The sequence below is a fragment of the Shouchella hunanensis genome, assembly GCF_028735875.1.
GTDB lineage: Bacteria > Bacillota > Bacilli > Bacillales > Bacillaceae_D > Shouchella > Shouchella hunanensis.
The window spans coordinates 1,159,136-1,177,576 of the sequence record NZ_CP117834.1 but is presented as its reverse complement, the minus strand read 5'-3'; the positions used below and the strand labels follow the sequence as shown (position 1 = coordinate 1,177,576).

The window sequence follows — 18,441 nt, the reverse complement described above, 5'->3', positions numbered from 1 at the left end:
GAGATGTGTAAAGGAGAGATGAACAAATGACAGAGCCTATTTATGGAAACACACCGCCTTTTTTAGGTGCTAAGAATGGAACAGTTGAGAATATAAATGACGCAGATGTACTTGTGTATGGGGTTCCATGGGAAGGGGCAGTCACATGGGGTGATTATACAGGGTGCGAGTTGGGTCCAAAAGTAATGCGACTGTCTTCAGCACGATATTCTGGGTATTTGCCAGAGTTAGACCATATCGACGTCTTTGAGCACTTACAATTAGCGGATTTAGGTGATATTGATGTTGTTCCGGCAGATGTAGATGAAACGATGAAGCGAATTCAAACCTTTTCACGAAATGTCTGGCAAACAGGGGCTTTTCCCATTGCTTTAGGTGGGGATCATGGGATTACGTATCCAATTCTTGCTGGTTTAGCTGAACAGTTTCCGGATAAAAAGATTGGCATTCTACATTTAGATGCGCATTATGATAATATGCCGCATCACGAAGGGGAAAAGTATGCACGGTCAACCCCTTTTGCTCGTTTGTATGAGCTTGATCAAGTACGAAATGAGAGCTTACTGCACATCGGTATACACGGGCCGCGAAATAAACCAGAAACAGGTCGATATGCACATGAAGCAGGGGCAAAGACCATTACCAGTACAGATATAAAAGAAGCGACGAACTTACGCGCTTATGCAGCTAGCCTTTATGAAGAAGCTGCAAAAGAGGTTGATATGATTTACCTTTCGGTTTGTAGTGATGTATTAGACGTAGCGTTTAATCCGGGAGGACCAGTTGATACGAATGGTCTTACATCATACGAACTACTGACTCTCGTACATGAATTTACGTCTAGGGGAGTCATTGGAATGGATTTTGTTGAGGTTTACCCGCAGCAAGATGCGAACGATGTTTCTTCACATTTTGCTTCAACCCTTGTGTTATACGCTTTAGCAGGTCATATTCAAACAAAAGGAAATCGTACGTAAGTGAGTTAGCTTACATGTTCTCTTAAGAGGAGCATGTAAGCTAACTTTTTTTGTCCTAGTAAACTAGTAATTGGAAATTTTTTTGACGCATAAATACGTGCTATTATGCGTTTTTTGTCTGTATTATTACAAATGTAATATTACATTTTGGTTACATTGATAGATTAAGAGCGAAATATCGTGTAAAATTTAGTCAATCTTGTCGAAGAAGATCATGTAGTAGTTAATCATAATCATTCATGTCATAACAAACTAGATCTATTTTAAAATTTTGAGGAGGCATTCTCTTGAGCAAATCGAATCTAAACAAATTTTTATTCTCTTCAGCTGTTGTTGCTGGAGTTGTAGCAGTTGCTCCACAAGTGTCGGAAGCAGCAGTAGGTGACCAAACGTTAAAACAAGGTATGTCTCATCAGGACGTAACAGAACTGCAAAACATACTTAAAGAAAAAGGCTTTTTTACATACCATAAAGCAACAGGTTATTTTGGTACATATACACGTGACGCTGTATTGGATTATCAAAAAGAAAACAACCTTCGCGTTGACGGAATTGCTGGACCAGAAACGTTCGGTTCACTTTTAGGAAAAGAATCTACTACTAAAGTAGAGAAAAAAGAAACGACAACTACTCAATCGAATTTACTTAGAATTGGTAGCAGAGGAAATGATGTTACAAATCTACAAGACGAATTACGTTCTTTAGGTTACTTTAACCAATCTTCTACTGGTTATTATGGTTCCATTACCCGTGATGCTGTTGTTGCATTCCAAAAAGCGCAAAACTTACGTTTAGTAGATGGAATTGTTGGTCCAGAAACACGCGGTGCCCTAGGTACAGCTGACGCGAAGCCAGCAGCTTCTGAAACGGTATCAACAGAAACAAGTACGCCAGCTAAGGAAGAACCAAAACAAGAAGCTACGCAAACAGTAGAAAAAGAACAAGCACCGGCAGAAACACCGGCATCTTCTTCTATGCGTGTAGGCGTTCGTGGCGAGAATGTAACGGATTTACAGCAACAGCTTCGTTCATTAGGGTACTTTAATGCAGAGCCGACTGGTTATTATGGCGAAATTACGAAAAAAGCCGTAATGGAATTCCAACGTACAAATGGCATTTCCGCAGATGGAATTGCTGGACCAGCTACAGTACGTACGCTTAGCGGTAGCCCGGCTGCAGCAAGCACTGGATCAAGCTCATCTTCAAGCGAGAGCACAAGCACTGGATCAAGCTCATCTTCAAGCGAGAGCACGAGCACTGAGTCAAACTCATCTTCAAACGAGAGCACGAGCACTGAGTCGAACTCATCTTCAAATGATTCAACTGCTTCTGAAAGTACAAGTTCAAATAATACAGCGGCAGCACCGGCTCCAAGTACGAACACAAATACAAATACAAATAACGCAGCACCTGTAACGAATACAAACACAAGCAATACGTCTACTTCAAGTTCAAGTAACGTTGTATCAGGTTTAATTTCTTCAGCTCAATCTGTTATTGGCGTACCTTACTTATGGGGAGGAACATCTCCTGCAGGATTTGACTGTAGTGGAATGATTCAGTATATCTTCCGTCAAAATGGAATCGAACTTCCTCGTACAGCAGCAGCTCAGTGGAACGCTGGTACATCAGTAAGTTCACCAAGCATTGGCGATATCGTCTTCTTTGAGACATACGCAGCTGGTCCAACTCATAATGGGATTTATATTGGCGATAACAAGTTTATTCACACTGGTTCTTCTCGCGGTGTAGAAGTCTCTGACTTAAACAACTCCTATTGGGCTCCAAGATATTTAGGCGCTAAACGTTTACACTAAGATTACTGAGATAAGCGGGTATAGATGATTCCTCATCTATACCCGCTTTTTTTAATAAGCATGCATCATCTGTTTATTTTTAGTAGGGATCTTCTGCTTTCCTTTTTAAATTAGGAAGAAATCGCTACCACTGGAAATCCTCGGAGTGTATACCAGAAAAAAACCGAACATACACACGCGTTTTATCTGGTTACAGAACGTGCATTCGGGTATAATGTGAGGAAGGAGGTAGGCAGATGACAAACGAAAAGGCAATTTTATTACTGGATATGGAGTCTTTTTATGCTTCGATCGAACACGCGGAAAACCCTCAGTATGCAGGCAAGCCGCTTGTTGTATCAGGTGACCCGAATCGACGAAGTGGTGTTATCTTGGCTGCCTGCCCGCTTGCGAAAGAAAAAGGGATTCAGAACGCCGAGCGTCTCTATGAAGCGCAACAGAAATGTTCTGATGTAGTTGTTGTGAAGCCCCGAATGCAGAAATATGTCGATGTGTCTTTACGTATTTCTAAGCTGTTAGGGGAGTATACAGACTTAATTGAACCCTACTCCATTGATGAACAATTTATGGATGTCACCGGGAGTCAACGTTTGTTTGGAACGCCTCAAGAGATTGCATCAGAAATTCAAGCCCGTATTAAAGAAGAAATGGGTTTAAGAGCTCGAGTAGGAATTGGCGAAAATAAAGTACTTGCTAAGCTTGCCTGTGACTTATTTGCAAAAAAAAATAAAAATGGTATTTATACGTTAACAGAAGACATGATGGAGTTAGCGATTTGGCCACGTCCTATTAGTGATTTATTTGGTGTAGGAAAACGAATGGATATTCACTTTAAAAGCATGGGCATTCGGACAATCGGTCATTTAGCACAAACAGAAGGATCTCGCATAAAAGAAAAGTTCGGTTTACATGGCCAAGTGTTGTGGATGTCAGCAAACGGTATTGATTATTCTCCTGTCACTCGCGCAGCGCATGCTGGTAGAAAAGGGTTTGGCAATGGCATGACGTTGCCACGTGACTATACGACGAAAGAAGATTTACACGTAGTTTTATTAGAGCTATGTGAAGAGGTTTGTTCAAGGGCACGACACGCAGGTAAAATGGGCGCAACAATAAGTTTAGGATTAAATGGTGCAGATCACGTGGAGAAGCGTAGTTTTCATCGTCAATTAACGCTTCCAACTGAAACAAATATTACGATGGAAGTTTTTAACGGTGTCAATCAACTTCTCGAACGATACTGGGATGGGTTTCCGGTTAGGAGAGTCAGTGTAGGTATGACAAATCTCCAAAGCGACCAGAATTGGCAGATGAGCTTATTGGACGATAATCAAAACCGTGATCGGCTGTCGCAAATTGGCTATGTTATGGATCATATTCGTGATAAATATGGTAAAGTGGCAATTCAGCGAGCCTCATCTTTAAAACAGGCTTCTCAACTACTAGACCGAAGCAAAAAAATTGGTGGTCATTACAAATAAAAAAAGTGCCTGTTTTATTTAACGGGCACTTCTTCTACAAGATCGTCCACTTCTAAAAGGGCAGTCATAAGTTTAATAAAGGTTAACTCATCAAGGTATTCTTGGCTTGTACGAATAGACGCTTCAAAAATGCGTTGATCTTCACGTTCTTTAATGAGCGTCGCACTTTTAAATGTGTCGTCGTCATTCATTTCGACAAATACATAGTCAAAGAAATCGAACATAGGATACTCTTCAGCAGACAATTCTTCATTGGCAGAACGTAAAGCGCTAATATGCAAATCCAGTGGAATATCAGGATGCGTAAGTCCAATAATTAACGTAATTGGTTGAAAATCTTCATCTTCGCGATTCGTAAAACTATAAGAGTGCTCTCCTAAAGAACGCTTTTGATAGCCTTCAGGTAAATAAATGCTAAAGGTATGAAAAAGGGTGAAATGTTCAACAGAGAATGCGTATTCGTCATCTTCGTAAAGCGCGGTGAAGACGGATCGTTCTTTTTCATGAGCCTGATTTTCTTCATCATAATAAGAAGATCGATCTTGTAATTTATCAAGAAGAGAATCAGTATCAGCTTCAACTTCTATTTCTTCATCATTAGCAGAAGATAGAATAGCATGAAACAGGCTGACAACCTCTGCGTAGGAATTTGGATCTTCTTGCCTCGATTCAGGTGTGTTCAATGTTGCGATATACATATGGTCGGCTTGTTCATCAAAGTGAACGAGACGATGAATGGTTTCATTCGTTGTTTCGATGGTGTAATAGTAGTCAAATAGTAGCTCCGGAAAGCGTTCAAGATCAATGTCACTCGGTTCATTTACATTTGAACGCAAGGATAGCGATGTGTAGTCCCGTTGTCGAGCGAGATCAAAATCAGATGGAAGTGATTCAGTACGAACAGAGACCTGTAAATGATACGGGAGGTCTGGTGTATCCGTAAACGTTAAGGAATCATCATTAGCTAATACATCCATTCCTTCAGGTACGATATAAGTCGCATCAAAAGGTGCCGTTACGGCTTGTGCAGAGAGTATTTTTGTTTCATTTCCAGCCGAGAACGAAAGCTCATTTTCCATTTCGTCATAGGGAACATCTTCCTCTTCAACAGGTGCTTGAGGGTTACCCTCGTCAATGGGAGAGGTATTAGATGAATCATCGGGATTTGCTGGAGCAGGACTACTTTCGGGTGTTGTGCATGCAGCAAGCATCATCACACCAAAAAGAACACTCACAAGTCGCAATTGCGCGCGAACAGTGAAGGGTGTTTTCATCGAAAGTTCCTCCGTCTAAGTCAAATTTTAGTATTAAAAATCTTTTCCTATCTTACCATGAAAACGGATGCGAAAGTATGAAAGATTTTGTACGTGCTACAAAAGCACATCCTTGTATTCAGGGTGTTGCTCAAACTGTTTTTTTGCATAAGGACATACAGGGTTAATCCTTTGCTTGTGTGTGCGAGCATCATCAACGAGAGATGAAACTAGCTCTGCTCCTAATCCTTGTTCTCGGTACGCTGGATCGACAAATGTATGAGTAATAGTAAGGACTTCTTCTTCTTTTGTAAAAGTGAGCTCTGCAATTGGTTGTGAAGCCGTTTTTTCAATCCAGTAGCATTGAGGCGACTTTTGTATCTCCATGACGTGTCACTCTTTCTGTTGTTAGATTTTCAATACGAATGGAATAGCCAGTTTCGCTATCGTGTTTATTTATCTCTTATACCCGTCACGCTATCATTTAATCGTACTAGAATAGTGTCAACGATAAAAATGAAGCCTATACATGAAAAATCAAAAAAGCTTTGGAGTAGGCCCCAAAGCTATAACCGTTATTCTGCTAGTTGTTTTGCCCGATGAGACTGCCATCTCCACGAGTCCTCGCACATTTCTCCTAACCCACGCTCTGCTTTCCACCCTAGCTCGCGCTCTGCTTTCGAGGCGTCTGCATACGTAACAGGTGCATCGCCTGGGCGTCGTTCGACGACCTTTTTAGGTATCGTTTTGCCTGATGCTTCTTCAAAAGCGGCAACAACTTCTAATACACTGTACCCATTACCTGTACCAAGGTTATAAGCTTGAGCACCGCTTGTCTCTTCAAGTTTTTCAAGTGCTTTTAAATGGCCTAATGCTAAATCAACCACGTGAATATAATCGCGGATACACGTACCATCTTCTGTTGGGTAATCATCACCAAAAACGGAAAGCTCTTCTCTTATACCAACGGCAACTTGCGTAATATAAGGCATTAAGTTATTTGGAATACCACTCGGTTCTTCGCCAATTCTGCCGCTCTTATGCGCACCGATCGGATTAAAATACCGCAACAACGAAATGCTCCATTTTTCATCCGTAGCAGCAAGATCGCGCAAGATCTCTTCAATCATAATTTTCGTACGACCATATGGATTGAGTGCTTGAATGGGTGCATTCTCATGAACAGGCACTTGTTCAGGAATGCCGTATACTGTGGCAGATGAACTAAAAACCAATTTATGTACGCCATGACGTTCCATTGCTTTACATAGTTGAATCGTACTTAGTAAATTTGTTTCGTAATAGTGTAGTGGTTTTTCAACGGATTCTCCAACAGCTTTTAATCCAGCGAAATGAATGACGGCGTCAATCGTATGATTTTCAAAGACTTGATCCAAACCGTTTGTGTCTAACAAATTTGTTGAATAGCAAGTAAGTGATTCACCTGAGATCGCTTCAACTTCCCTTAACGTTTCTTCACGACTATTCGCAAGGTTATCAACAACAATAACGTCATAGCCAGCTTGTAAGAGCTCTACACATGTATGACTACCTATATAACCGGCGCCTCCTGTGACAAGAATCGACATGGACAAAAACTCCTTCTTTATAAATGAGATTATGTTCAGTATAGCAAAGAAAAGGAAACAACAAAATAGCTGGCTATTTCATACGCGGTTAGGAAAAAACATGGTATGATAGATTGAAAGAAGTGGAATTAAAGGGGGACCGTCATGGAGAGAGAGAAACAGTGGCATGACCGGATTGATTACACATTACTATTTCTCGTTTTTTTGCTTTTATGTATAAGTGCAATGGCTATCTATGCAGGAACGACTAGTCAATATGTGGACGAGGCTTATCGGCATGTGTATATGTTATCACAAGCGCGTTGGATGCTTATTGGTGTAGTGCTAATTGTCATTATCATGTTTTTAGATTACGAATATTTTAAATATTTAACGATACCGGCTTATACATTTGGAATGATATTACTGTTAATTGTTGAATTTTTTGGGGTGTCAAGGAACGAAGCAACGAGATGGATTGGGATTAATAATACGCCTATCTATCAACCGTCAGAGATTATGAAAATTATATTAGTGCTAGCGTTAGCGCATCTTGTTATGTATTTGAACAAACGCTATAAAGAGCAAAATCTAAAAACAGACTTAATGAAACTGGGACTGATTTTAGCCGTTAGCCTACCACCTATTTTCTTAGTATTAAAACAACCTGATCTTGGTTCAGCCCTTGTACTCGTATCAATTGTGGCAGTAGCCATACTTGTATCCAATATGTCGATGAAGATTATTCTTATGTTAGCAGGCATGGCAACAGCTTTTATTGCCCTTATCTTTTATTTATTTTTTAATTATGTCGATTTACTTATTCAATGGGAGCTATTAGAACCACATCAACTTGTACGCATCTACGGATGGTTATATCCAGAAGAATATGCGACGAGCTACGCGATGCAAACGCTAGGGGCAACGACTGGTATTGGCTCTGGTCAACTATTAGGCGTCGGTTTCTTAAACAGTGTGCAAGCAGCAAATGCTGCGATCCCCGAAATGCATACAGATTTTATTTTTGCCGTGATAGGGGAAGAGTTTGGGTTCGTTGGTTCAACGCTCGTTATTTGTGTGTTTTTTCTGCTTATTTATCGCATGATTATGTTAGCGATGGCGTGTAAAGATTTATATGGAACCTATATGATTGCAGGTATTGCTGGGATGCTAACGTTTCAAATTTTTCAAAACATCGCGATGACGGTTGGTTTAATGCCAGTCACAGGTATTGCTCTACCGTTTTTAAGCTATGGTGGAAGTGCATTGATGACCAATATGATTGCGATTGGGATTGTTTTAAATATTGGGATGAGGCAGAAAAGCTATATGTTTGAACCTTCAAAAGAAGCGGCGAGGCTAGACGAATTAAGAGGAAGACACGCATAAAGAAAGCTTGCTATGCCCTGGCATAGCAAGCTTTCTTTTGTGCAATTAGTTAAGTGTAGATAATGCGTCTGTTCGTTGTTCGCTGCCTCCAATAATTTCAAAGGCTTTGCCGTGAGTAGCTTCATTTGTTAATGATTCAATTAATACAGCTGCCACATCGGCTCTTGATATAGAGCTATCCGAGAGTTGCTCAAATTCAGCTTTAGCTTGAATAGTGCCTGCTGGCTTGTCATTCGTTAAAACCCCTGGGCGTACAATGCTATAAGATAAGGATGTGGACATTAGTACTTGATCTGCGACTGCTTTGGCAACCATATAGTGTTTAATTTTGTCTGGCTGGGCATCTGGGTTGCCTGCCCCGATGGAACTTAACTGAACAAACTGCTTAATCGATGCGTCTTCTGCGTAACGAAAAGCTTTTATGGCACCCCATAAATCAACGGTTAGCGTCTTATCAGCTCCGGTTGAACCACCAGAACCAGCTGCGAATAGTACCGCATCCGCTTGTGTGAATGCTTCACTGAAATCATCTTCTAAATCGGCAATCACGACGTCATCTGCTCCTAGCTCCTTCATCGTCTCGACTTGTTCCTTTTTTCGAACCATGGCAATTGATGTATGTTCGCTTTCCTGCAATTGTTGAATAAGGTGTTTACCGACTTGTCCATTCGCTCCAATAACGAGTACGTTCATGAATGTTATTCCTCCTAAGGTATTCACTGATGTGTGTATGGATTCCCAAGGAGCACCTATTTAAAACCTCTAAGTTTATAACGAGTCGGTGGATATACCGTACCAAAAAATGGTCCAAGCTTCTTTAAACCGCCGTTGAAAGTCATCGTCTTCATAAATAAAACTTTCGGTAAAAAGCCCATCAAGCAAGCAGAAATACGCTGAAAGAAACATTTGTTCAGGTATAGGTTTAAACCGCTTTTCTTTTTGTCCTTGTTGAAAAAGCTCGTGAAGGGTGCGATGAATCGCTTCATCTCCCTTTAGAACAATGGAAAGAACGTCTTGTTTGAGATCAGCTGGTGGAAACAACATGAATCGTTTATACATAGCACCTTCTTGTTCGTACATAATAAAATCGCAGCTGTTTTTCAATACATGATAAAGCCTTGTTTTACTTTCTGACGTTTCATACTGTGCGGCAGTCGATGCAATGGTATCAACAAGCTGGCTTGTGATTCGTTCGCATAGTAGTAAATAGAGCTCGGCTTTGCTATTGAAGTGATTGTACATAGAGGGTTTTTGAATGCCAACTTCTTTTGCGATCTGAGCTAAAGTGGTTCCTTCATACCCATGTTTTGAAAAAGAGTGACGTGCGACGTCCATGATTCGTGCTTTTGTATTCATTGTGTCATCCTTTCGGAAAAAAGATTGTCAACATTATTAAAGCGTGTTATACTAACTACCGGTAGTTAGTATAATGAATAAATAAAGGTGCGTGACTCTATATGTGGATGTTCGTAATTATAGCAGGTATCTTTGAAGTCGGCTGGGCAACTGGTCTTAAGTATGCCAGTACACCGTTTGAATGGGGTCTGACAACCATTGGAATCGTCGTTAGCTTTACGTTACTTGTCCGTGCTGCAACGGTTTTACCGACGAGTACAGTATACGCAATATTTGTAGCACTTGGTACTGTTGGGACAGTATTTGTTGATATTTTTCTATTTGGTGCATCGTTTAATCTATGGATGTTCTTTTTTATTGTTGTCTTACTCGCAGGGGTATTAGGGTTAAAACTTGTCACAGGTAATAAAAAGGTTGAAGGGGTGGATGAAGCATGAGTTGGATCATGTTAATCATCGCCGGTATCTTTGAAGTAGTAGGCGTAAGTGGGATTCAGATGATTGCAACAGGCGAAAAGAAAAAGGGTTTTAGTATCTTAATTGTTGGCTTTATTATAAGCTTCACCCTTTTAGGGTTAGCAATGGAAACGATCCCCCTCGGTGTGGCATATGCAGTGTGGACTGGAATTGGTACAGTCGGTAGTGCGCTAGTTGGTATGTTCTTCTACAATGAATCAAAAGATCGGTTAAGACTATTCTTTATCGGTCTCGTTGTTGTTGCCGTAATTGGTTTACGGTTAGTATCTTAGAATTAAAAAAGGAGCGCTCTTGCGCTCCTTTTTTGTGTCGCTTTATAAATCAAGATGGCTACGCATTTCGTCTCGTACACGCGCTTTTTCTTCATCATTTACAATCGCATACCACAAGCCGTCAATCGTCTGTCCTGTATAATTCACTTCAATTTGATCTACTTGATCGAGTGCATCGATATAATCGGACTGGTAAGACCACATATCGCCTAATGCTAAGTCCGTTCGAACAGTAGAGCCTAATACATCAAGAATATCTCCTGCTTTTGTAATCGAACTAAGGGAAGCCGCTTCGTTCATTAATGCTTCGATTACATCCCGTTGTCGATTAGCGCGTCCTGCATCGCCGCGAGGATCGTCATAGCGCATGCGTGTATACTTTAGTGCTTCTTCGCCGTCCAAAGAAATGGTCCCTTCTGGAAATTGAGAGCCGTCCATTGTAAAGGAAAGGTCATTGTAGACTTCGACGCCATTAAAAGCATCAATAAGGCGAGTGAACCCTTCCATATTAATTCCGGCATAGTGATCAATAGGGATATCAAACGCTTCTTCAATCGTATTAATTAACATTTCTGCCCCGCCGTATGCGTGGGCGTGGTTAATTTTTTCTGTTGTCCCTCTACCGACAATGTTCACACGTGTATCGCGCGGAATAGAAAGCATCTTCGTAGATCGTTCTACCGGATTTAATGTCATCACAATAATGGAGTCTGAACGACCTACGACATCTTCTTCACGACCAGGTGTATGGTCAACACCAGCTAGTAAAATGGAAATAGGCTCTCCTTCTTGAATCTCGGTTTCACGAATGGGCGAAGACCCTTGACGATCACCAAGTGGCTCATACATTTGATTAGCAGTGTTTCGTATATCATTAAAGATATAAAGGCCTACTCCAATTACGACTAAAAAAAGGATTCCAAAGATTAATGCGGTTACTTTCAGTGCCGTTTTTTTCTTCATTTAAAAACGCCTTTCTACTATTAAAATGGTAAATGTAACGATGTATGTATTCATTCTCTCTTACTAGGATAAAAGAAGCTGATCATAAGAACAAGAACATTTTGTTATAATTTTTAGTGAAAAGTTCGCTTTCCTGGTCTACAAATACAATAGATGCGGTCTAATCCTGTTTGAAACAGTAGAATTAGCAATAAAAATGACGATGATTTATCAATATTGTTAGTCAAATTATGATATAATTCGATTTGAGTTATGGTATACGTTTAGGAGGTTAGCGATTAGATGGAAGAAACGATAAGTTTGAAAGAAATCTTTCAAACATTAAAACAACGCTGGAAATTGCTCGTTGCGATTCCGTTGTTAGCAATGTTAGCTGGTACGTTAGTAAGTGTTTTTGTCCTTACTCCAAAATACGAACGTTCTGCAGAATTATTAATTTATCAAGCAGGTACAGAGGAAGGCGTAACTCAAAACGATGTCCGAACAAGTTTAGAGCTCGTCGGTACATATACGCAGATAATTAAAAGCCCTCGTATTTTAAATGATGTCATTGAAAATGGGAACTTAGATTATAGTCTTAGTACACTTCAAAATATGGTGTCTGTGACAAATCAAAACAATTCCCAAGTGCTACTTGTAACGGTTGAAGCTGACAAACCAGAAGAAGCAACAGCCATTGTAAATGAAATTTCAACTGTATTTGAAGCGCAAATTCCCGATATTCTAAGCACAGATAATGTAACAATCCTATCAGAAGCAGTAGTTGGTGAAAATCCATCACCATCGAGTCCTAATACAATTTTAAATATGGCGATTGCGTTTGTTGTTGGATTAATGGGAGCAGTAGGATTAGCATTTTTACTTGAATACTTAGATACAACAGTGAAATCAGAAAAAGATATTGAGAAGATCTTAAACCTTCCTGTTCTTGGAGTAGTCTCAACGATGGATGCTGTTGAACCGGCGAGGAAATCGTCATAGCTTAAGAAAGTAGGTGACTTATGGCCAGGTCAACTCGTACGAAAAAAGGTCAAGGACAAAAGAAACGCCAGCTTATTGCAGATGTAAATAAACATTCTCCAATAACAGAGCAATATCGAAATATCCGTACAAATATTGAATACTCTGCTATCGATACAGACATCCATTCTCTTTTAATTACGTCTGCCGGTCCAGGGGAAGGGAAGTCAACGACGGCTTCTAATCTCGCAGTTGTAATGGGACAAAACGGACAACGTGTTTTATTAATTGATGCTGATATGAGAAAGCCTACCGCACATTATACATTCAGCCTAATGAACACACACGGTTTAACCAATGTATTAACAAGGCAGCAGAAGCTAGTCGATGTTGCGCAGGAAACGTCCATTGAAAACGTTAGCTTGCTAACATGCGGACCCGTCCCGCCAAACCCAGCTGAGTTGTTAAACTCAAAAATGATGGAAATAGTGATTAAAGAAGCATGTGAGAACTTTGATATGGTCATCATTGATACGCCACCAGTTATGGCTGTAGCGGATGCACAAATTTTATCTAGTAAAGTGGATGGCACTATTATTGTAACGTCAAGCGGAAAGACAGACCGCGATCAGCTTGAGCAAACGAAAGGGAATCTAGTGAAAGCAAAAGCCAACATACTAGGTGTAGTACTTAACAATAAGCCAATTGATCAAAATACGTATTATTATTATCAATAAAGGAAAAAGGGGAGAGCTGGATGATTGACATTCATAGTCATATCTTACCCGGGCTCGATGATGGGGCAAAAACGATTGAAGACAGTATCGCAATTGCCGAGCAAGCAGTGAGCGAAGGGGTTACAGCGATGGTGGCAACGCCTCATCATCAGCACCCGAATTTTCCTCTGCTAGATGGATCGTTTTTACACGATGCGGTGGCGGAGTTAAATGAGGAGCTCAACAAACAAGGTATTCCTCTGACGGTTATGGCCGGTCAGGAAATACGTTTGTATGGAGATGTACCAAGTGACCTAGCGTCCGGTTCAAGCTTAAGTTTAGCAAACAGCAAATATGTTCTTGTGGAATTTCCTTCAAATGATATACCTGTCTATGCAACACGTTTATTCTATGAACTAGGTTCTCAAGGGTATATTCCAATTATTGCACACCCAGAGCGAAACAAGGTGATTATGGAATCACCAAACAAACTGTATGAGCTGATTAAAAACGGTGCACTTGCTCAGTTAACATCATCTAGTTTAACTGGTTATTTTGGCAAAGACATTCAAACGTTAAGCGAGCAACTGATTGAAGCGAATCTCGTTCATGTAATCGCATCCGATGTTCATAATACATCGAATCGCACGTTACGTATGCAGGAAGCATATCAAGTCGTAGAAGATCGATTTGGTTCCCAATTACTGTTTGAATACAAGGAAAATGCTCGATTAATTGTTGAAAATAAGCATATTTACCTTGAGCCTCCTGAAAGAGTAACAAAAAAAAGAAAGAAGCTATTTGGATTATTTTAATGGTTGCTTTGAGAAGCTCTGTAGTAGAGTTTCTTTTTTTATATAAATAAAGTTTAGAATTTTTAAAAATAATTTGCTTGTTCGAAATGGGATTGCTAAAATAATAGTTAAATCAAAATGAAAGCGCAAACAAATAGAGAGGGGTTTTTGGCAAATGATGAACACACCTTTAACCATTCCGCCAATGTTAGAACGCGCGGAGCGTTATTTCCCATCTAAGCAAGTAATCTCAAGAACGTTGGATAACATGCACCGACTGTCTTACAGAGAGATTGGCAGGCGCACAAGAGCTTTAGCAAGTGTACTTAACGAGTTTGGACTAAAGCGCGGGGAGCGCGTAGGGACGGTTGCATGGAATCATCATCGCCATTTAGAGGCCTATTTTGCTGCCCCAGGTTTAGGTGCTGTGCTGCATATGATTAATATGCGACTTTCCTCAGATCACCTTGTCTATGTGATTAATCACGCTGAAGATCGCATACTGCTAATTGATGAAGATCTTTTGCCAATTGTAGAAGCAGTGAAAGACCAGCTGACATCGGTTCATACTTATATTGTTTTAACGGATAAAAAAGAAGTGCCTCAATCAACCCTCGAGCCTTTGTATTCATATGAAGCGCTACTAGAAAAAGGAAACCCGAACTTTGCTTTTCTCGAGGATCTTGTTGAAAATGAACCTGCGGCGATGTGCTACACGTCTGCCACAACCGGGAAACCAAAAGGTGTGTTATATACACATAGAGGAATTACGCTTCATAGTTTAGTTCAAGGTATGGTTGATACAACAGCTATATCGGAAAATGACGTCTGCATGCCCGTTGTGCCTATGTTTCATGTTAACGCATGGGGATTACCTTTTAGCGCCACTTTTTATGGGGCGACTCAAGTTCTTCCTGGACCTCAGTTTACACCACAACTGCTCGCAGAGTTAATCGAAAGTGAACATGTTACATTTACAGGAGGTGTGCCGACGATTTGGCTTGGTCTCTTGCAAGTAATAGAAAAAGGGAACTATGATTTAAGTAGTCTTAGAGCGGTCATATGCGGTGGCTCGGCAGCCCCTAAAAGTATGATTGAAAGCTTTGAGAAAAAATTAAACATTCCTTTTTTCCACGCATATGGAATGACTGAAACCTCCCCAATTGTTTCCTACGCTCGGTTAAAAAGTTATCAACATAGCTGGCCAGAGGAGGAGCGATATCATATCAGGGCAAAGCAAGGGATGGCTGTTCCCCTTATTGATATAAAGGGCGTAAACGAAAACGGAGACATTGCGTGGGACGGGAAGGAGATGGGTGAGCTACTTATTCGTGGTCCGTGGATTGCCGATCATTACCACGATGATGAGCGAAGTCAAGAAGCTTTTCGTAACGGCTGGCTTCATACTGGGGACGTTGTGACGATTGATGAAGAGGGCGCTATCAAAATTGTTGATCGGACAAAGGATTTAATTAAAAGTGGTGGCGAATGGATCTCTTCTGTTGATTTAGAAAATGCCATTATGGGACATGAAGCCGTTCTTGAAGCGGCGGTAGTATCCGTTCCTCACGAGAAATGGCAGGAGCGTCCTGTAGCGTGTGTTGTATTAAAAGAAGGCGGTGTCGTGACTAAGGAAGAATTAAATGACTACTTGGCGACTCAATTTTCGAAATGGTGGTTGCCTGATGATGTTCTCTTTATGCATCAGCTTCCACGCACGTCAGTAGGTAAGTTTTTAAAGCGGGCATTGCGGGAACAAGTAGTAAGCGCAAAGAAGGAATCGTGAAGGCAGTCTTAGGACTGCTTTCTTTTTATTCCATTGCACGAAAGGTTTGCTTCTGTCCCACCTTCTTCTGCATCTCATGGTACACTATGGTGGAGAGGGGAGGAGGATCTGTAATAAACAAAGGTCGGCAATACCCTATGAGAGAGAAACGTATGACGATAAGAACACGTGTCTTGCTTGTGTTCTCTATTCTTGTCGTGATACTTATCTCATTATTCACGCTTGTTCATGCTTATTTTGAAAGCGTTAACTTAAATCAGGAATATAAACAATTATCAAGACAGACCGCCAATGCCCTCTCCTTCATGCCGGCATTAGCGAACGCCCTACATGAAAACGATGTAAGCGAAGTTCAAGGTATTATTGATCGAGTACGCCTTCAAGCATATAACCCACTAGTCTCTGTCATAGATGATAATGGAAAAGAAATGTTGTCTGGAAAAGAAGATGAGACACGACATAGTTTACAGGCAACGCTTGTATTTGGTTCTTATCGGACAGAACGAACGGTGTTGCATGGAGAAGAAGTGATTCAAACGACAGCACCAATCTATGACCAAATAGGTGATGCAGAACAACTGATCGGAGCTGTTCGCGTGTCCTACCCATTAGAAAGAATAAACGAGGTGTTATACGAACGATTGTGGCGCAATGCTTTTGTCGGTTTCGCGGGATTAGCATTAAGTTTACTTTGTGCAGGTATTATTTCATCGAGTATACAGCGTGATACATTCGGTCATGAGCCCGCTCTTATTGCAACGCTTTACAAAGAGAGAGAAGCCTTGCTTCAATCTTTAAATGAAGGAATTTGTGCGGTGAATGAACATGGTGACGTAACGTTGTTTAATCCGGCAGCAGCTTTTATCTTGGGAACTGAACAGGCAAATAAAGGCGTTTTGCATAAGTTAGGATTATTTGAGTCTTTACATAACGGTCAGACGCTCTTTGATGATATGCGAAACATTTCTGGAAAATCGCTCGTTGTGAATTGCCAGCCTCTTTACGAAAATAAAAAAAGAGTCGGCGCTATTTGTAGTTTTAGGGATTTTACAGAAATAAAGCAAGTAAAAGAAACGATGGCGCAGATGCAAGCACAGTCTGATGGTTTAAGAGCTCAGGCTCATGAATTTCGCAACAAGTTATATGTCTTAATGGGGCTTTTACAGCTTGGAAAGCAAGAAGAAGCGCTGACGTTTATTGTAAATGAAACGAGTGTACAACGCGCCCAGACCGTTCCTCTTTTTCAAAAAATAACGGACGTCGGGGTACAAGCACTCTTACTTGCAAAAATGGCAAAAGCGGCAGAAAAGCATGTCCATTTGTCGATAGAAGAGTCTAGTGAATTGCATACGATTGAGCGAATCCCCATATCCGATTTGTCCACAATCATTGGAAATGTGTTAGATAATGCGATTGAAGCAGTGGCAGACACAGAAAAGAAAGACGTGCTTTTTTTTGCAAGTGACGCAGGTGATGAGTGGGTCATTGATGTTTATGATAGTGGACAAGGCTTTAATGAAGATCTGAAACCGCTTCTTCAACCAGGTAGATCGACAAAAGGAGAAGAAAGAGGGTTTGGTCTTTCAAATGTTCAACAAGTATTGGAGAAGTGGAATGGTGTAATGGAAGTTAATGGAATCTCTGATAAGGAAGGCACAGTTGTTTCGATTTATATTCCAAAAACAGAAGGAGATAAGAGATGAATGTACTAATAGCAGAAGACGATTATCGGCTAGTGATGATTCACTCTGAGTATGTCCACGCATGTAGCGGTTTTCATTTACTAGGATATGCACTAAATGGACAGGAATTGTTTAAGCGACTTGATGAAGAAGAGCAGGTCGATTTATTGCTGCTTGATTTGTATTTTCCTGATATTGAAAGGGCGAAGCTGCTCCAAGACGTACGTAGAAACTACCCGGATTTAGATATACTCATCATCTCTGCATCAGACGACATGGCTATTCTTCAAAAGGCTAAACGAAGTGGTGTGTTTGCTTTTTTACAAAAGCCAGTAGATGCAGCGCTGTTCAAGCAAACCCTAAACGATTATGCAGCACAGCAAACTCTTTTTAACCGTTCTTATGCGACATTTTACAATGAAGATGCAGCACGTGTGTTAGGTGGAAGTCTGTCATTAAAACCTGTTTCAACTTTACATTCAGATTTACCTTCAGGAATTGATGCGATTACGCTTCAACGGGTGAATGATTTACTTCAACAATTTGAAGAAGGACTAACGATTGAAAAAACATGTGAAGAACTCGGTGTATCGCGAACAACAGCAAGGCGCTATTTAGAGCATCTTGTAAGAGAGTCCACAGTTTACACACAATTAAGCTATGGTGAGATCGGTAGACCTGAGCGGCGATATCAATTAAAGCATCACTAAGAGCTTTTTTGACAAAGTGTTCGTTTTACTTACTTCTATAAAAATACGTTTGCGTCAATGGTGTCGATTTTTTTCATCATAGTCGCAAGCGTTTTTTATTTGCTGCTACATAGCTTGGCTTCCAAATGGACAAAAAGGACGAAATGACTGAAAAAGATATAAAGAATGTTAAAGATGTATGCTTGTTTTACGAATCATTTGCATGCTATAGTGCATAAACAGTAATTTTGAAAGCGGTTAC

Annotated in this window: 18 protein-coding genes; 12 read left to right on the top strand and 6 right to left on the bottom strand. The window is 40.6% G+C overall.

Annotated features, from left to right (window positions below):
* The first annotated feature begins 26 nt into the window (after positions 1 to 26).
* From PQ477_RS06105 to PQ477_RS06095, 3 genes are all read left to right on the top strand, one after another.
* A complete protein-coding gene (locus PQ477_RS06105) occupies positions 27 to 977 on the top strand; it encodes an agmatinase family protein (protein WP_144560230.1) in 951 nt (316 codons plus the stop codon).
* Positions 978 to 1,264: 287 nt separating this feature from the next.
* Positions 1,265 to 2,794, top strand: coding sequence for a peptidoglycan-binding protein (locus PQ477_RS06100; RefSeq protein ID WP_274273182.1), 1,530 nt, complete (start codon positions 1,265 to 1,267; stop codon positions 2,792 to 2,794).
* A 236-nt stretch (positions 2,795 to 3,030) separates the two neighbouring features.
* Complete coding sequence (locus PQ477_RS06095) at positions 3,031 to 4,275, top strand: DNA polymerase IV (protein ID WP_144560228.1); 1,245 nt, start codon at positions 3,031 to 3,033, stop codon at positions 4,273 to 4,275.
* Positions 4,276 to 4,289: 14 nt separating this feature from the next.
* Here the strand turns inward: PQ477_RS06095 and PQ477_RS06090 are convergent, their stop codons facing one another.
* From PQ477_RS06090 to galE, 3 genes are all read right to left on the bottom strand, one after another.
* Positions 4,290 to 5,549, bottom strand: coding sequence for a hypothetical protein (locus PQ477_RS06090; protein ID WP_035394314.1), 1,260 nt, complete (start codon positions 5,547 to 5,549; stop codon positions 4,290 to 4,292).
* 96 nt (positions 5,550 to 5,645) lie between these two features.
* Positions 5,646 to 5,915: a GNAT family N-acetyltransferase gene (locus PQ477_RS06085; protein WP_035394315.1), complete on the bottom strand. Its 270-nt coding sequence runs from the start codon at positions 5,913 to 5,915 to the stop codon at positions 5,646 to 5,648.
* Positions 5,916 to 6,103: 188 nt separating this feature from the next.
* Complete coding sequence (gene galE, locus PQ477_RS06080; protein WP_060704477.1) at positions 6,104 to 7,117, bottom strand: UDP-glucose 4-epimerase GalE; 1,014 nt, start codon at positions 7,115 to 7,117, stop codon at positions 6,104 to 6,106.
* Between the two features lie 144 nt (positions 7,118 to 7,261).
* On the opposite strand from galE, the gene PQ477_RS06075 reads away from it, so the two are divergent.
* Positions 7,262 to 8,485, top strand: coding sequence for an FtsW/RodA/SpoVE family cell cycle protein (locus tag PQ477_RS06075; protein ID WP_144560225.1), 1,224 nt, complete (start codon positions 7,262 to 7,264; stop codon positions 8,483 to 8,485).
* A 45-nt stretch (positions 8,486 to 8,530) separates the two neighbouring features.
* On the opposite strand, the gene PQ477_RS06070 is transcribed toward PQ477_RS06075, so the two are convergent.
* Together PQ477_RS06070 and PQ477_RS06065 are read right to left on the bottom strand one after the other, a co-directional pair.
* On the bottom strand, positions 8,531 to 9,178 hold the full coding sequence (locus PQ477_RS06070; RefSeq protein ID WP_144560224.1) for an SDR family oxidoreductase: 648 nt from the start codon (positions 9,176 to 9,178) through the stop codon (positions 8,531 to 8,533).
* A gap of 75 nt (positions 9,179 to 9,253) precedes the next feature.
* The gene (locus PQ477_RS06065; RefSeq protein WP_035394318.1) at positions 9,254 to 9,841 is read right to left on the bottom strand and encodes a TetR/AcrR family transcriptional regulator; all 588 of its coding nucleotides are present in this window, start codon (positions 9,839 to 9,841) and stop codon (positions 9,254 to 9,256) included.
* A gap of 101 nt (positions 9,842 to 9,942) precedes the next feature.
* On the opposite strand from PQ477_RS06065, the gene PQ477_RS06060 reads away from it, so the two are divergent.
* The gene (locus PQ477_RS06060; protein ID WP_035394319.1) at positions 9,943 to 10,278 is read left to right on the top strand and encodes a DMT family transporter; all 336 of its coding nucleotides are present in this window, start codon (positions 9,943 to 9,945) and stop codon (positions 10,276 to 10,278) included.
* Positions 10,275 to 10,589 carry a DMT family transporter gene (locus PQ477_RS06055; RefSeq protein WP_144560223.1) on the top strand — a complete coding sequence of 105 codons (315 nt, stop codon included), beginning with the start codon at positions 10,275 to 10,277 and terminating at the stop codon, positions 10,587 to 10,589. The genes PQ477_RS06060 and PQ477_RS06055 overlap by 4 nt, the downstream gene beginning before the upstream one ends.
* A gap of 42 nt (positions 10,590 to 10,631) precedes the next feature.
* On the opposite strand, the gene PQ477_RS06050 is transcribed toward PQ477_RS06055, so the two are convergent.
* On the bottom strand, positions 10,632 to 11,552 hold the full coding sequence (locus PQ477_RS06050; RefSeq protein ID WP_035394320.1) for an LCP family glycopolymer transferase: 921 nt from the start codon (positions 11,550 to 11,552) through the stop codon (positions 10,632 to 10,634).
* Between the two features lie 282 nt (positions 11,553 to 11,834).
* Here PQ477_RS06050 and PQ477_RS06045 point away from each other — a divergent pair, with 282 nt between their 5' ends.
* The 6 genes from PQ477_RS06045 (at position 11,835) to PQ477_RS06020 (ending at position 18,200) form a co-directional block, all read left to right on the top strand.
* Complete coding sequence (locus tag PQ477_RS06045) at positions 11,835 to 12,533, top strand: YveK family protein (protein WP_035394321.1); 699 nt, start codon at positions 11,835 to 11,837, stop codon at positions 12,531 to 12,533.
* A gap of 20 nt (positions 12,534 to 12,553) precedes the next feature.
* Entirely contained in the window at positions 12,554 to 13,249 is a 696-nt protein-coding gene (locus PQ477_RS06040; protein WP_035394325.1) for a CpsD/CapB family tyrosine-protein kinase, read from the top strand.
* A gap of 20 nt (positions 13,250 to 13,269) precedes the next feature.
* Complete coding sequence (locus PQ477_RS06035; RefSeq protein WP_035394326.1) at positions 13,270 to 14,043, top strand: tyrosine-protein phosphatase; 774 nt, start codon at positions 13,270 to 13,272, stop codon at positions 14,041 to 14,043.
* A 154-nt stretch (positions 14,044 to 14,197) separates the two neighbouring features.
* A complete protein-coding gene (locus tag PQ477_RS06030) occupies positions 14,198 to 15,808 on the top strand; it encodes a long-chain fatty acid--CoA ligase (RefSeq protein ID WP_274273181.1) in 1,611 nt (536 codons plus the stop codon).
* Positions 15,809 to 15,960: 152 nt separating this feature from the next.
* On the top strand, positions 15,961 to 17,511 hold the full coding sequence (locus tag PQ477_RS06025; RefSeq protein WP_274273180.1) for a sensor histidine kinase: 1,551 nt from the start codon (positions 15,961 to 15,963) through the stop codon (positions 17,509 to 17,511).
* Positions 17,508 to 18,200 (top strand): response regulator, encoded by a 693-nt coding sequence (locus PQ477_RS06020; protein WP_035394332.1) that lies wholly within the window; start codon positions 17,508 to 17,510, stop codon positions 18,198 to 18,200. Before PQ477_RS06025 ends, PQ477_RS06020 begins: the two co-directional genes overlap by 4 nt.
* Positions 18,201 to 18,441: the final 241 nt, after the last annotated feature.

What these genes read in the sequence shown, in the direction of transcription:
- PQ477_RS06105 (WP_144560230.1), top strand. Translation starts at nt 27, where the DNA reads ATGACAGAGCCTATTTATGGAAACACACCGCCTTTTTTAGGTGCTAAG.
- PQ477_RS06095 (WP_144560228.1), top strand. Translation starts at nt 3,031, where the DNA reads ATGACAAACGAAAAGGCAATTTTATTACTGGATATGGAGTCTTTTTAT.
- PQ477_RS06090 (WP_035394314.1), bottom strand. Translation starts at nt 5,549, where the DNA reads ATGAAAACACCCTTCACTGTTCGCGCGCAATTGCGACTTGTGAGTGTT.
- PQ477_RS06085 (WP_035394315.1), bottom strand. Translation starts at nt 5,915, where the DNA reads ATGGAGATACAAAAGTCGCCTCAATGCTACTGGATTGAAAAAACGGCT.
- galE (WP_060704477.1), bottom strand. Translation starts at nt 7,117, where the DNA reads ATGTCGATTCTTGTCACAGGAGGCGCCGGTTATATAGGTAGTCATACA.
- PQ477_RS06075 (WP_144560225.1), top strand. Translation starts at nt 7,262, where the DNA reads ATGGAGAGAGAGAAACAGTGGCATGACCGGATTGATTACACATTACTA.
- PQ477_RS06070 (WP_144560224.1), bottom strand. Translation starts at nt 9,178, where the DNA reads ATGAACGTACTCGTTATTGGAGCGAATGGACAAGTCGGTAAACACCTT.
- PQ477_RS06065 (WP_035394318.1), bottom strand. Translation starts at nt 9,841, where the DNA reads ATGAATACAAAAGCACGAATCATGGACGTCGCACGTCACTCTTTTTCA.
- PQ477_RS06060 (WP_035394319.1), top strand. Translation starts at nt 9,943, where the DNA reads ATGTGGATGTTCGTAATTATAGCAGGTATCTTTGAAGTCGGCTGGGCA.
- PQ477_RS06055 (WP_144560223.1), top strand. Translation starts at nt 10,275, where the DNA reads ATGAGTTGGATCATGTTAATCATCGCCGGTATCTTTGAAGTAGTAGGC.
- PQ477_RS06050 (WP_035394320.1), bottom strand. Translation starts at nt 11,552, where the DNA reads ATGAAGAAAAAAACGGCACTGAAAGTAACCGCATTAATCTTTGGAATC.
- PQ477_RS06045 (WP_035394321.1), top strand. Translation starts at nt 11,835, where the DNA reads ATGGAAGAAACGATAAGTTTGAAAGAAATCTTTCAAACATTAAAACAA.
- PQ477_RS06040 (WP_035394325.1), top strand. Translation starts at nt 12,554, where the DNA reads ATGGCCAGGTCAACTCGTACGAAAAAAGGTCAAGGACAAAAGAAACGC.
- PQ477_RS06035 (WP_035394326.1), top strand. Translation starts at nt 13,270, where the DNA reads ATGATTGACATTCATAGTCATATCTTACCCGGGCTCGATGATGGGGCA.
- PQ477_RS06030 (WP_274273181.1), top strand. Translation starts at nt 14,198, where the DNA reads ATGATGAACACACCTTTAACCATTCCGCCAATGTTAGAACGCGCGGAG.
- PQ477_RS06025 (WP_274273180.1), top strand. Translation starts at nt 15,961, where the DNA reads ATGACGATAAGAACACGTGTCTTGCTTGTGTTCTCTATTCTTGTCGTG.
- PQ477_RS06020 (WP_035394332.1), top strand. Translation starts at nt 17,508, where the DNA reads ATGAATGTACTAATAGCAGAAGACGATTATCGGCTAGTGATGATTCAC.